Consider the following 12,777-nt stretch of genomic DNA (forward strand, 5'->3'; position numbering starts at 1 on the left):
GTTCATGCCTGCGCTTGTTGGCAACGTCCGTTGTAATCAGGAAATTTCATGGAAAATCAACCTAAGTTGAATAGCAGTAAAGAAGTTATCGCATTTCTGGCCGAGCGTTTCCCGCAGTGCTTCAGCGCGGAAGGTGAAGCGCGTCCCCTGAAAGTCGGTATTTTTCAGGATCTGGTGGCACGTGTTGAAGGGGAAATGAACCTCAGCAAAACTCAGCTGCGTTCCGCCTTACGTCTTTATACTTCGAGCTGGCGTTACCTGTACGGTATCAAAGCTGGCGCGACCCGTGTGGATCTCGACGGCAACCCGTGTGGTGAGCTGGACGAGCAGCACGTTGAGCACGCGCGCAAGCAGCTTGAAGAAGCCAAAGCACGCGTTCAGGCACAACGTGCAGAACAGCAGGCGAAAAAACGCGAAGCCGCCGCGGCAAACGGCCAGGAAGATGCGCCTCGTCGTGAGCGTAAACCACGCCCTGCGCCGCGCCGTCACGATAATAACGATCGCAAACCGCGTGCAGACAAACCAGCAGCAAAAGCCCCGCGTGCCCCTCGTGAAGAGCCGCGCCATACGCCGGTTTCTGACATTAACGCCCTGAGCGTAGGTCAGGCGCTGAAGGTAAAAGCGGGTAACAATGCTATGGACGCCACCGTACTGGAAATCACCAAAGATGGCGTTCGTGTACAGCTGACTTCTGGTATGTCAATGATTGTACGCGCAGAACACTTGTTGTTCTGAAACGGAGGCCAAGCCTGGCATGAACACTTTTTTTAAGCTCACCGCGCTGGCGGGCCTGTTTGCCATAACAGGTCACGCTTTTGCAGTGGACGATATCACGCGTGTTGATCAAATTCCGGTTCTCAAGGAAGAGACGCAGCACGCGACGGTGAGCGAGCGCGTGACCTCACGTTTTACCCGCTCGCACTATCGTCAGTTCGATCTCGATCAGGCCTTTTCGGCCAAAATCTTTGACCGCTATCTGAACTTGCTGGATTACAGCCATAACGTTTTGCTCGCCAGCGATGTCGAGCAGTTCGCTAAGCGCAAATCCGAGGTGGGTGACGAGTTGCGCTCAGGCAAGCTGGATCTGTTCTACGATCTCTACAACCTGTCGCAAAAGCGCCGCTTCGAACGCTATCAGTACGCGCTGAAAGTGCTGGAACGTCCGATGGACTTCACCGGCAACGACACCTTTAATCTGGATCGCAGTAAAGCACCCTGGCCGAAAGATGAAGCCGAGTTGAATGCGCTGTGGGACGGTAAAGTTAAATACGATGAACTGAGCCTCAAGCTTACCGGCAAAGACGAAAAAGAGATCCGTGACACGCTGACGCGTCGTTACAAATTCGCCATTCGTCGTCTGGCGCAGACCAACAGTGAGGATGTCTTCTCGCTGGCCATGACGGCCTTTGCTCACGAAATCGATCCGCACACCAACTATCTCTCTCCACGCAACACCGAACAGTTCAATACCGAGATGAGCCTGTCTCTTGAAGGTATCGGCGCGGTGCTGCAGATGGACGATGATTACACGGTGATCAATTCGATGGTTGCGGGTGGCCCGGCATCCAAAAGCAAAGCGATTAGCGTAGGCGATCGTATTGTGGGTGTAGGACAAACCGGACAGAACATGGTCGACGTGATCGGCTGGCGTCTTGATGACGTGGTTGCGCTGATCAAAGGTCCGAAAGGCAGCAAGGTTCGTCTGGAAGTCCTGCCAGCCGGAAAAGGCACCAAAACCCGTATCGTTACCCTGACCCGCGAGCGTATCCGTCTGGAAGACCGCGCGGTGAAAATGTCGGTGAAAACCGTGGGTAAAGAGAAGGTGGGTGTCCTGGATATTCCTGGCTTCTACGTAGGGCTGACTGACGATGTGAAAGTTCAGCTGCAGAAGCTTGAAAAGCAGAACGTCAGCAGCATTATCATCGACCTGCGCAGTAACGGCGGCGGAGCGCTGACGGAAGCGGTTTCACTCTCTGGTCTGTTCATTCCATCGGGTCCCGTGGTGCAGGTGCGCGATAACAACGGTAAAGTGCGCGAAGATGCGGACAATGACGGTGTGGTCTACTACAAAGGCCCGCTGGTTGTTCTCGTTGACCGCTTCAGCGCTTCCGCGTCTGAGATCTTTGCCGCAGCCATGCAGGATTATGGCCGTGCGCTGATCGTCGGTGAGCCAACCTTCGGGAAAGGCACTGTTCAGCAGTACCGCTCTCTGAATCGTATTTACGATCAGATGCTGCGTCCGGAATGGCCTGCGCTGGGCTCGGTTCAGTACACCATTCAGAAATTCTACCGCGTAAACGGCGGCAGTACGCAGCGTAAGGGCGTCACGCCGGACATCATCATGCCGACTGGCACCCAGGAGACGGAAACCGGCGAGAAGTTTGAAGATAACGCGTTGCCGTGGGACAGCATCAATGCCGCGACCTACGTGAAAGCGGGTGATATGACGCAATTTGGTCCTGAACTGCTGAAAGCGCATAACGACCGCATCGCGAAAGATCCGGAATTCCAGTACATCATGAAGGACATCGCACGCTTCAATGCCCTGAAAGATAAGCGGAATATTGTTTCTCTGAACTACGCACAGCGTGAGAAAGAGAACAACGAAGACGATGCAACCCGCCTGGCGCGTATCAACGATCGCTTCAAGCGTGAAGGCAAGCCTCTGCTCAAAAAACTGGACGATCTGCCAAAAGATTACCAGGAGCCGGATCCGTATCTGGACGAGACGGTGCATATCGCTCTCGACCTGGCGAATCAGGAAAAAGAGAAACCTGCCGTACAGCCCGCACCGGCAAAATAATCTCCCAACAGGCACAAGAAATTGTGCCTGTTTCTTTTTGTTCTTCATCCTTCCGTCAGCCAGATTTTCAATTGTGTAAAGTTGTGTCTTTCTGGTGACTTACGCCCGCCGGATGCTTGAAAATAGCCGTAATACCCATACGATGTGGGTAATCGCATAGTGCGTTTTGTTAAACTGAGGTAAAAAGAAAATTATGATGCGAATCGCGCTCTTCCTGCTCACCAACCTGGCGGTCATGGTGGTTTTCGGGCTCGTGCTAAGCCTGACAGGAATTCAGTCGAGCAGCGTTCAGGGTCTGTTGATTATGGCGCTGCTGTTTGGTTTTGGTGGCTCGTTCATCTCCCTGCTGATGTCGAAGTGGATGGCACTGAAATCGGTGGGTGGTGAGGTTATTGAACAGCCGCGTAACGATATGGAACAGTGGCTGATGAATACGGTGGCTCAGCAATCCCGTCAGGCCGGCATCGCCATGCCGCAGGTGGCGATTTACCATGCCCCGGACATCAACGCGTTTGCCACGGGCGCCCGTCGCGATGCGTCACTGGTTGCCGTCAGCACCGGTCTGCTGCAGAACATGAGCCGTGACGAAGCTGAAGCGGTTATCGCCCACGAAATCAGCCATATCGCAAACGGTGACATGGTGACCATGACCCTGATTCAGGGTGTGGTGAACACCTTCGTGATCTTCATCTCCCGTATCCTGGCGCAGATTGCGGCTGGCTTTATGGGCGGGAACCGCGACGAAGGTGAAGAGAGCAACGGCAACCCGCTGATCTACTTCGCCGTGTCGATGGTTCTGGAACTGGTATTCGGTATTCTCGCCAGCATTATCACCATGTGGTTCTCTCGTCACCGTGAATTCCACGCGGATGCCGGCTCTGCGAAGCTGGTTGGTCGTGAGAAGATGATTGCCGCGCTGCAGCGTCTGAAAACCTCCTACGAGCCGCAGGAAGCGAACAGCATGATGGCCTTCTGCATTAACGGTAAATCCAAGTCGCTGAGCGAGCTGTTTATGTCTCACCCGCCGCTGGATAAGCGTATTGAAGCGCTGCGCAGTGGGGAATACCTGAAGTAACGCAACAAAATACAAAAAGCCGGGCGGGAGAACACTCCGCCCGGCTTTTTTTATGCCTGAACCCTGGGCTGGGTCACCCGCAGGCCGCTGACGACCGCCGCGAGGGTGGCAAGGGCGCCTGCGGTGAGGAGCGCAAGATGGTTACCGTTTTGTCCGGCAAGGTTAAACATCAGGGCGACCAGTGCCGCACCGCTGCTTTGGCCCAGCAGACGCGCGGTTCCCAGCATACCGCTTGCCCCACCGCTGCGATGCCGTGGCGCTGAGGTGATAATGGTGTGATTATTGGGGGACTGGAACAGGCCAAACCCTGCACCGCAGAGGATCATGCGCCAGATGATGTCCAGATCCGAAGGCGACGAGGGCAACAATGCTAACGCGAAAAGGCCTGTCGCCATCACCGCCAGTCCCAAAGCGCCCAATAAACCGGCATGAACACGTTCAATTAAATAACCTGCCAGCGGTGCCATCACCATGGTCGCCAGCGGCCAGGGGGTGAGCAGCAGACCGGTCTCCACCTCTGAACGTCCGACCACGCTCTGCAGAAAGAAGGGTAGGGAGACCAGAGCCAGCATCTGGGCGCAGAACGAGCAGACAGACGTGCAAATGGAGAGGGAAAAGAGGGGAATACGCAGCAGATCAACAGGCAGTAGAGGCACAGGGAGAGTGAGCTGGCGGCGAACAAAGAAGAAGCCGATCGCCAGCAGGGCGATAAGCTCCGCGCCGGTAAGCATCAGAGACTGTCCCTGCGCAAAGCCGCTCAGCGCCGTAATCAACAGGCCAAAGGTCAGGGCATTCATCACCGCACTCGCCACGTCGAAACGCGGCATGGTGCTTTTGGGACCGTTAGCGGGAAGAAAGCGCAGGGCAAAGAAGATGGCGACAATACCCAGCGGCACGTTGATGGCGAACAGCCACTGCCATGACGCAACGGAAAGGATCGCCGCCGCAATCGTTGGCCCGGCGGCAGAAGAGACGGCGACAATAAACGAGTTTATCCCCATTCCTCGCCCCAGATGACGCTGCGGATAAATTAAGCGGATCAGCGCCGTGTTTACGCTCATGAGCGCCGCGCCGCCAAAACCCTGCGCAATGCGGGCAAGCGTCAGGGTATGCAGTGAATCTGAAAGAGCACAGAACAAAGACGTAAAGGTGAAAACCACCAGACCGCACTGATACACCCGACGGTAACCGAACATATCGCCCAGGAAAGAGAACGAGAGCAGGGAAACCACAATCGCAATCTGATAGGCGTTAACAATCCATATCGAACTGGCAGGAGAGGCGTGCAGGTCGCTGGCGATGGTTGGCAGGGCAACGTTTGCGATTGCGCCGTCAAGGACCGCCATTGATATACCGATAATGATGGTCACTATCGCGCCATACCGCTGGGGTAAAGGCAGGCCATCGGAAAGGGACTTTTCCATTAGGTTTAAAAAAGCTCAGCGTGAAATTATTCTCAGGGTAACTATTTTAGCATTGTTACAGCCGCGATATGTCGCAGATTTGTAACGAAGTAAACGGGGATTGATTGCAGGTGACATGACGGGAACTTATAATAAAAACCGGTTCTGATTTTTATAAAACACTCGCTATGAGGTGGTAAATGGCTATTGCGGATTTGGATAAACAGCCAGATTCTGTTTCTTCCGTGCTGAAGGTGTTTGGCATCTTACAGGCGCTGGGAGAGGAGCGTGAAATAGGTATTACAGAGTTGTCACAGCGCGTGATGATGTCAAAAAGCACCGTATATCGCTTTTTGCAAACCATGAAGTCTCTGGGTTACGTTGCCCAGGAAGGCGAATCTGAAAAATACTCCCTGACGCTGAAACTGTTTGAGCTGGGTGCCCGCGCGCTACAAAATGTTGACCTGATCCGCAGCGCCGATATTCAGATGCGTGAAATCTCTCGCCTCACTAAAGAGACCATCCATCTCGGCGCGCTGGATGAAGACAGCATTGTTTACATCCATAAAATCGACTCCATGTACAATCTGCGCATGTATTCGCGCATTGGTCGTCGCAACCCGCTCTACAGTACCGCCATTGGTAAAGTTCTGCTGGCGTGGCGCGATCGTGAGGAAGTGAAGCAGATCCTCGAAGGCGTGGAATACAAGCAAAGTACCTCACGAACCATTACCAGCACGGACGCGCTGCTAACGGTGCTCGATCGCGTACGCGAGCAGGGGTATGGCGAAGATAACGAGGAGCAGGAAGAGGGACTGCGCTGCATCGGCGTTCCGGTATTTGACCGTTTTGGCGTGGTGATCGCGGGCTTAAGTATCTCCTTCCCAACCTTACGTTTCTCCGAAGAGCGTCTGCATGAGTATGTGGCTATTCTCCACACTGCCGCACGTAAGATTTCTGAACAGATGGGGTATCACGACTACCCGTTCTAATCTCTGTTCACATAAAAAAACGCCGCATCTGTTGCGGCGTTTTTTGTCGGTCATTTATCCGGCTGACTAGCCATTATCAATCACGACGGAAGTCTTACGCAGGACCGGACAGTGGGTTAAGCCAACAATCCCGCTGTCAGTATGCAGATATTGCGCAGTGCTCATTCCTTGTGCTGTTAAGTATTTACACTGAATGCCTAACCCTGCAGCATTTTCGGTGCTTCCCACAAGTACGCCATAACCCGTTAGCAGAAGGCCAATCCAGACAATGGCCAGTGCAATAATTGTTCGAATGATTAAGCGCATCATTACCTCTTTTATCGTTGTTATCATAATGCTAGCGTAAACGGTTTACGAAACGAAACAAGTGCAGGATTCTGAAAAAAGCGCGATGGCGGCATAGTTAGCCCTTGTTTAAGATAAGCGTGATAACCTCGTTACATCAGGTCATTAGACGGAGTGTGGAGTGAAAAAAATACGCTGGGTAATTCTGATTATCGTGCTGATAGCGTGCGTGGTGTTATGGACGCAGACGATCAATGTGATGTGCGATCAGGATGTACAGTTTTTTAGCGGCGTTTGCGCAATCAATAAATTTATTCCGTGGTAACACGCATTTTTTCTCAAGGTGATTTCCTTCCTTCGCGCCAGTGGTAAAATAGACGTTTTTATTGAGGTGGTGAAATGGGTGAGTTACTGAATTCAGGGCTGCTGAATATAGCATCCCTGATGATTTCTTTGGTTGTTCTGCTTGTCGGGCTGGTCATTTGGTTTTTTGTGAATCGCGCCAGTTCCCGTACTAACGAGCAGATTGAACTGCTGGAAGCGCTGCTCGATCAGCAAAAACGTCAGAATGCGCTGCTACGCCGTCTGTGTGAGGCTAACGAACCGGAAGAGAAAGACGCGCCGAAAGACGCAGTCGCTGAAGATAACAAAGACGAAGACGACTTTATCCGCCTGGTGGCTGAGCGTTAATCTTTTTGTCCTGGGAGGTGGCTGTGGTCTGGAAAAACCCCTGGTATGACCCCTCCCTGAAACATCACACCCCGAACGGTTTTCGTAATACCGATCCTGTTGGACATCAACCCGGCGACCTTGACCGCTGGCGTAAAGCGCGTAAAGAGGCCGGTTTACCGAAGCCGCCCGCGCTGGGTTATAAAGACTTTATCCAGCAGTGGTGGCAACCGGTTGAGCTTACGCAGACTCATGAAGATGGGGTGTGGTGGCTCGGACACGCGAGCGTGTTGCTGCGGCTGGACGGCAATATCATCCTTACCGACCCGGTGTTTTCACGGCGCGCTTCTCCGCTCCCTTTCCTGGGACCACAGCGCAAAACGCCTCCCGCGCTGTCAGTCGATCAGCTTCATCAGCTTGATGCGGTCGTCATTTCCCATAATCATTACGATCATCTTGATGACGCAACCCTTCGCCGAATCCTCAAACGCTTTCCCGACGTCAGTATTTTTGTTCCGTTGGGCCTCGCCGACTGGTTTCGTCGCCGGGGAGCAAAACGCGTGGTCGAACTCGACTGGTGGCAGAGTTTCACCTGGCAGGGGATGACGCTGACCGCCGTACCGGCACAGCACTGGAGCATGCGCACGCCATGGAACCGCAATCGTTCCTTATGGTGCGGCTGGGTGATGGAAGGACGGCATCACCGTTTCTGGTTTAGCGGTGATACCGGTTATTCACCTGAGCTGCTGTTAATTCCTGAACGCCTGGGCCAGATAGATGCCGCCGCGTTACCGATTGGTGCCTATGCCCCACGATGGTTCATGGCTGTCCATCATATGGATCCGCAATCTGCGGTGGCATTGTGGCAGCAGCTGGGCTCACCTCTGGCGTTCCCTATTCACTGGGGCGTGTTTGAACTGGCAGATGAATCCTTAGATGAACCTGTGCAGGAGTTAACTCACGCACTCGATAATTTAGCACCAGTTAACCATTCTTTCAGGATACTGAAGATTGGTGAATATTTATCCTTATAAACGAAGCGATAAATTGTTGCATATATTGTTGATGTAAAGGCGCGCAGGAATGTTTTATTTTTATCGAAACGTTTTGCTTGCCTTCTTTTGATGCAGAGTCATAAAAATTTCATTATTTTGGTGCATAACGCTGTTTATTCGCTGGTGCATTTTAATACAGCTGGGCGCGGGTTATTAACACTGTTTTTTCTCTGAAACAATTTGGTCGCGTTACAATGATTTAAGCATAAGTTTTCACAAATTGTTCTAACTCAATCAAGACGTAAGATTTCTTTTCCTGTTTGCTGGACGGTTCGTAATGATTGAGCTATGTTAAAAAAGTCTTAGATTACAGCGGTTGTGAAAGCAACGCTGGGTCTTTGTTACGCAGCAGGGCTGTCTGGACGTGATGCGCATAATTGTGCAAAACCTGACAGGCACTGTTCGAATTTGTGCGGCGGATCGAGACATGTTTAAAAATGGCTTGCCATATTAAACATAGTGTGTGATAACACGTTTTGGGTCAAACGAGGTACAGTTCTGTTTATGTGTGGCATTTTCAGTAAAGAAGTCCTGAGTAAACACGTTGTCGTTGAATACCGCTTCTCTGCCGAACCTTATATTAGTGCCTCATGCAGTAATGTCTCAGTTTTATCTCAGTTAATGCCTGCGGGCTAAGAAAACACTCTAAGGAATTTTGCAAAATGGCAAAGATTAAAGGTCAAGTTAAGTGGTTCAACGAGTCTAAAGGTTTTGGTTTCATTACTCCTGCTGACGGCAGCAAAGACGTGTTCGTACACTTCTCTGCAATCCAGGGTAACGGCTTCAAAACTCTGGCTGAAGGCCAGAACGTTGAGTTCGAAATTCAGGACGGCCAGAAAGGCCCAGCTGCAGTTAACGTAACTGCTATCTGATCGAACCGCTGCTGACTGAAGCGCTTAGCACTTCACTCTCAGACATAAAGCCTCGCATAACGCGGGGCTTTTTTATGTCCTTAATCTTTCAAAATATTACCATTCACGGTCTTGTTAGTAACTTGTTGCAAAGCTGCGAGGTTAGTAGCACTGTTTCGCCTCCCTAAGCGCATCTTTTCCCGTTAAATCAGGGCGTTGTTTAACAGTCCTGGGGTTCAGGTGAAGAAGAAATTGATAATGACCGCTGGCAATTTCACGCCAGCGCGTTTTGCGCTGCTCTGTTTAGCTATTTTCTGTAGTCTGGCCTTTTTACTTGGCCGCGTAGCCTGGCTGCAAATCATCAAGCCTGACAATCTGGTGAAGCAGGAAGATATGCGCTCCCTCCGCCAGCTGGCGATTGATGCGCCGCGCGGCATGATAATGGATCGCGAAGGTCGTCCCCTGGCGGTGAGCGTGCCTGTACGGGCCGTTTGGGCCGATCCTAAAACGGTGCTGGCAAAAGGAGGCGTTGGCGTCGACGAACGCTGGCAGGCGTTGGCAAACGCGCTACATCTCTCCCTGGGCGCACTCTCGGCGCGAATCAACGCCAACCCGCAGGGCCGTTTTATTTATCTTGCCCGTCAGGTCGATCCGGCACAGGCAAAGTGGATAGATAAACTCAATCTGCCCGGCATCAATTTACGCGATGAATCCCGCCGTTTTTATCCTGCCGGCCATGTGGCAGCGAACCTGATTGGCTTCACCAATATTGACGGGCAGGGCATTGAGGGCGTGGAAAAAAGCTTCAACGCGCAGCTGACCGGCAAGGCGGGTGTGCGCCAGGTAAGGGAAGATCGCTATGGACGCGTGGTTGAAAACCTGACGGAAGTTGCGCCCGCGCCGGCGCATAACATCCAGTTAAGTATCGACGAGCGTCTGCAAACCATCACCGAGGATGCGCTCGATAATGCCGTGGCCTGGAACAAGGCCGAGTCTGGGGCCTCGGTGCTCATTAATATCCCCACAGGGGAAATACTCGCCATGGCGAGCTATCCGGATTTCAACCCCAATAACCGGGAAGGCGCAACGATAAACGATTTTCGCAACCGTGCGATCAGCGATACGTTCGAACCGGGTTCCACGGTCAAGCCGCTGGTGCTGATGACGGCCCTGCAGCAGGGGCTGGTGCAGCCGGACAGCGTCATTGACACGCATCCGTATACCCTCGACGGGCATCGTATCCGCGATGTGGGCTATTATCCTGAACTGACAATGACCGGGATCCTGCAAAAATCGAGCGACACCGGCGTGTCCCGACTGTCCCTGGCAATGCCTGTCCAGCATCTTATTGATACCTACCGAAATTTTGGATTCGGCACGAATACGGGGCTTGGCTTAACGGGTGAGAGCGCGGGGCTGTTGCCCCAGCGTAAATACTGGAGCCAGCTCGACCGCGCGACATTTGCCTTCGGCTACGGGCTGATGGTGACGCCGCTCCAGCTGGCGCACGTCTACGCCACGATTGGCGGCTTCGGGCTTGAGCGACCTCTCTCGATTACGCGTATCGATCCCCCCGTTATCGGGCAACGCGTCATGCCAGAAGAGATTGCGCACGAGGTGGAGCACATGATGGAGAGCGTTGCGCTGCCGGGCGGCGGAGGGGTTAAGGCCGCCGTTCGTGATTACCGGGTGGCGGTGAAAACCGGTACGGCGAAGAAAATTGACGATAGCGGGAAGTATGTGGATAAATACGTCGCCTACACCGCAGGGGTTGCACCTGCCAGCAATCCGCGTTTTGCCCTGGTGGTGGTGATTAACGATCCGCAAAATGGTGCCTACTACGGCGGGGCCGTCTCCGCCCCTGTCTTCAGTGAGATTATGGGTAACGTGCTGCGTCTGGAAAATGTGAAACCTGACGGGTTACCGGCAGGGTCCGATCACCTTATCGTTATGCGTTAACCGGGCGTTTATAACCAGGGCGAATAGCGGTACACTTCGCCCTTTGATTATGCTCCGGAGTCACCATGTCCTTCAGCTGTCCCCTTTGCCACGCCCCCCTGACGCACTCAGATAAAAGTTATACCTGTCCGCAGGGGCATCAGTTTGATAGGGCAAAAGAAGGCTACGTGAATCTTCTGCCGGTGCAGCATAAACGCTCCCGCGATCCAGGCGACAGTGCTGAGATGATGCAGGCGCGACGCGCATTTCTTGATGCCGGGCACTATCTGCCGCTGCGGGAGACCGTCGCGCAGATGCTGAGTGACATTCTGCCGGATTCAGCCACCGCCATGCTCGATATCGGCTGCGGGGAGGGGTACTACACCGCGCGGTTTGCCGAGATCGCCCGTGAGAAGGGCGCACAGACGTTCGGTCTGGACGTGTCGAAAGTGGCGATTCGCGCAGCGGCAAAGCGTTACGCGGACGTGACGTTCTGCGTGGCATCCAGCCACCGACTGCCGTTTGACGATGCCAGCATGGACGCGGTTATTCGCATTTACGCGCCCTGCAAGGCGGAAGAGCTGGCTCGCGTGGTAAAACCGGGCGGATGGGTGGTCACCGTGACCCCAGGCCCGCGTCATCTGATGGAGCTGAAAGGGCTGATCTACGACGAAGTGCGTCTGCATGCACCGCATTCTGAGCAGCTGGCCGGTTTTACCCTGAAGCAGGCGGAATCAGTGGCGTACGAAATGACGCTGAAAGGGGAAGAGGCCGTCGCGTTATTGCAGATGACGCCCTTCGCGTGGCGGGCAAAACCGGAGGTGTGGGAAACGCTGGCGGCACATTCAACATTTCGCTGCCAGACGGACTTCAGCATCCACATCTGGCAGCGCGAAGATTAACCGGCGAAGTGTGCCCAGAGGATCTGGGCACCAATGCCAATCAGCACAATCCCCCCGAGGATCTCGGCGCGTTTACCCAGCAGCGGGCCGATAAACCGTCCGACCATCATGCCCAGCGTGGACATAATCAGGGTTGCACAGCCAATAGCCAGCGCGGTGGCGATAATATTGACCTGCAGAAATGCCAGACCCACACCAACGGCCATCGCATCAAGGCTGGTGGCAATTGCGGTGGTGACCAGCAGCCAGAAGCCGTGGCGATGCTGCGGCTCCTCGTGTTCATCATCACCGCCGCGAAAACCTTCAATGACCATTCGGCCTCCGAGGAACACCAGCAGGACGAAGGCAATCCAGTGGTTCCACTCCAGCACGAACTGGCTGGCGAGCATGCCAAGTCCCCAGCCGATAAGCGGGGTCAGCGTTTCGATAGCACCAAAAATCAGGCCGGTACGCAGGGCTTCTGAGAATTTAGGTTTGTGTAGCGTGGCGCCTTTTCCGATGGAAGCAGCGAATGCGTCCATGGACATGCCAAAAGCGAGAAGGATCGTAGCGGAGATATTCATAACAGCGTCCAGACCGGGGATATCCATATGACACATCACTGCCCCCAGTAAACAGCAGTTGATGTATCTATGGTCTCGCCTGATCGCAATGCACATAAGATGTGCGGTAAGCGATCCGTACGTGCCACGTTTTTCAACGAGTATGTTGACACGTACATTTCCTGTGAACAGGAAATCGGCTACTCCCCAACGACGGGCGCAACCTTAACATATTTTGAGAATATAAAACAACAATGAAAAG

The 12,777-nt window shown here is 53.4% G+C and carries 13 protein-coding genes, 1 pseudogene and 1 riboswitch; of the genes and pseudogenes, 11 read left to right on the top strand and 3 right to left on the bottom strand.

Annotated features, from left to right (window positions below; genetic code table 11):
* Positions 1-48 precede the first annotated feature (48 nt).
* From proQ to htpX, 3 genes are all read left to right on the top strand, one after another.
* Positions 49-735: an RNA chaperone ProQ gene (gene proQ, locus AC0TOY_RS10295; protein WP_024909719.1), complete on the top strand. Its 687-nt coding sequence runs from the start codon at positions 49-51 to the stop codon at positions 733-735.
* Positions 736-754: 19 nt separating this feature from the next.
* On the top strand, positions 755-2,803 hold the full coding sequence (prc, locus tag AC0TOY_RS10300; protein ID WP_473721793.1) for a carboxy terminal-processing peptidase: 2,049 nt from the start codon (positions 755-757) through the stop codon (positions 2,801-2,803).
* 193 nt (positions 2,804-2,996) lie between these two features.
* Positions 2,997-3,878: a protease HtpX gene (htpX, locus tag AC0TOY_RS10305; protein WP_014884290.1), complete on the top strand. Its 882-nt coding sequence runs from the start codon at positions 2,997-2,999 to the stop codon at positions 3,876-3,878.
* A gap of 50 nt (positions 3,879-3,928) precedes the next feature.
* Here htpX and AC0TOY_RS10310 read toward each other — a convergent pair whose 3' ends face one another.
* Positions 3,929-5,302 (bottom strand): MFS transporter, encoded by a 1,374-nt coding sequence (locus AC0TOY_RS10310; protein ID WP_473721794.1) that lies wholly within the window; start codon positions 5,300-5,302, stop codon positions 3,929-3,931.
* 179 nt (positions 5,303-5,481) lie between these two features.
* Between AC0TOY_RS10310 and kdgR the strand changes: the two genes are divergently transcribed.
* On the top strand, positions 5,482-6,273 hold the full coding sequence (kdgR, locus tag AC0TOY_RS10315; protein WP_023312208.1) for a DNA-binding transcriptional regulator KdgR: 792 nt from the start codon (positions 5,482-5,484) through the stop codon (positions 6,271-6,273).
* Between the two features lie 66 nt (positions 6,274-6,339).
* Here the strand turns inward: kdgR and AC0TOY_RS10320 are convergent, their stop codons facing one another.
* A complete protein-coding gene (locus tag AC0TOY_RS10320; RefSeq protein WP_090419798.1) occupies positions 6,340-6,579 on the bottom strand; it encodes a YobH family protein in 240 nt (79 codons plus the stop codon).
* A 160-nt stretch (positions 6,580-6,739) separates the two neighbouring features.
* Here AC0TOY_RS10320 and mgrB point away from each other — a divergent pair, with 160 nt between their 5' ends.
* The 7 genes and pseudogenes from mgrB to rlmA all read left to right on the top strand — a co-directional run bounded on the left by mgrB (position 6,740) and on the right by rlmA (position 11,973).
* On the top strand, positions 6,740-6,883 hold the full coding sequence (gene mgrB / locus AC0TOY_RS10325; RefSeq protein ID WP_006175995.1) for a PhoP/PhoQ regulatory lipoprotein MgrB: 144 nt from the start codon (positions 6,740-6,742) through the stop codon (positions 6,881-6,883).
* A gap of 74 nt (positions 6,884-6,957) precedes the next feature.
* The gene (locus AC0TOY_RS10330) at positions 6,958-7,248 is read left to right on the top strand and encodes a YebO family protein (RefSeq protein ID WP_024909723.1); all 291 of its coding nucleotides are present in this window, start codon (positions 6,958-6,960) and stop codon (positions 7,246-7,248) included.
* 23 nt (positions 7,249-7,271) lie between these two features.
* Complete coding sequence (locus tag AC0TOY_RS10335; protein WP_248165029.1) at positions 7,272-8,261, top strand: MBL fold metallo-hydrolase; 990 nt, start codon at positions 7,272-7,274, stop codon at positions 8,259-8,261.
* Between the two features lie 525 nt (positions 8,262-8,786).
* Positions 8,787-8,931 (top strand): annotated as a pseudogene (locus AC0TOY_RS10340) (DUF2627 domain-containing protein).
* 13 nt (positions 8,932-8,944) lie between these two features.
* Positions 8,945-9,154 carry a transcription antiterminator/RNA stability regulator CspE gene (gene cspE, locus AC0TOY_RS10345; protein WP_001062678.1) on the top strand — a complete coding sequence of 70 codons (210 nt, stop codon included), beginning with the start codon at positions 8,945-8,947 and terminating at the stop codon, positions 9,152-9,154.
* Positions 9,155-9,391: 237 nt separating this feature from the next.
* Positions 9,392-11,092 carry a peptidoglycan glycosyltransferase FtsI gene (gene ftsI / locus AC0TOY_RS10350; protein ID WP_090419808.1) on the top strand — a complete coding sequence of 567 codons (1,701 nt, stop codon included), beginning with the start codon at positions 9,392-9,394 and terminating at the stop codon, positions 11,090-11,092.
* Between the two features lie 65 nt (positions 11,093-11,157).
* On the top strand, positions 11,158-11,973 hold the full coding sequence (gene rlmA, locus AC0TOY_RS10355; RefSeq protein ID WP_473721795.1) for a 23S rRNA (guanine(745)-N(1))-methyltransferase: 816 nt from the start codon (positions 11,158-11,160) through the stop codon (positions 11,971-11,973).
* On the opposite strand, the gene mntP is transcribed toward rlmA, so the two are convergent.
* Positions 11,970-12,536 (bottom strand): manganese efflux pump MntP, encoded by a 567-nt coding sequence (gene mntP, locus AC0TOY_RS10360; protein ID WP_045908281.1) that lies wholly within the window; start codon positions 12,534-12,536, stop codon positions 11,970-11,972. The genes rlmA and mntP overlap by 4 nt on opposite strands.
* 9 nt (positions 12,537-12,545) lie before the next feature.
* Positions 12,546-12,736, bottom strand: a riboswitch (yybP-ykoY riboswitch).
* Positions 12,737-12,777 lie beyond the last annotated feature (41 nt).

The organism is Enterobacter sp. PL_is379 (genome assembly GCF_055817355.1).

Bases quoted from the DNA above. Each gene is read 5' to 3' on its own strand.
- proQ (WP_024909719.1), top strand. From the start codon at position 49: ATGGAAAATCAACCTAAGTTGAATAGCAGTAAAGAAGTTATCGCATTT.
- prc (WP_473721793.1), top strand. From the start codon at position 755: ATGAACACTTTTTTTAAGCTCACCGCGCTGGCGGGCCTGTTTGCCATA.
- htpX (WP_014884290.1), top strand. From the start codon at position 2,997: ATGATGCGAATCGCGCTCTTCCTGCTCACCAACCTGGCGGTCATGGTG.
- AC0TOY_RS10310 (WP_473721794.1), bottom strand. From the start codon at position 5,302: ATGGAAAAGTCCCTTTCCGATGGCCTGCCTTTACCCCAGCGGTATGGC.
- kdgR (WP_023312208.1), top strand. From the start codon at position 5,482: ATGGCTATTGCGGATTTGGATAAACAGCCAGATTCTGTTTCTTCCGTG.
- AC0TOY_RS10320 (WP_090419798.1), bottom strand. From the start codon at position 6,579: ATGCGCTTAATCATTCGAACAATTATTGCACTGGCCATTGTCTGGATT.
- AC0TOY_RS10330 (WP_024909723.1), top strand. From the start codon at position 6,958: ATGGGTGAGTTACTGAATTCAGGGCTGCTGAATATAGCATCCCTGATG.
- cspE (WP_001062678.1), top strand. From the start codon at position 8,945: ATGGCAAAGATTAAAGGTCAAGTTAAGTGGTTCAACGAGTCTAAAGGT.
- ftsI (WP_090419808.1), top strand. From the start codon at position 9,392: ATGACCGCTGGCAATTTCACGCCAGCGCGTTTTGCGCTGCTCTGTTTA.
- rlmA (WP_473721795.1), top strand. From the start codon at position 11,158: ATGTCCTTCAGCTGTCCCCTTTGCCACGCCCCCCTGACGCACTCAGAT.
- mntP (WP_045908281.1), bottom strand. From the start codon at position 12,536: ATGAATATCTCCGCTACGATCCTTCTCGCTTTTGGCATGTCCATGGAC.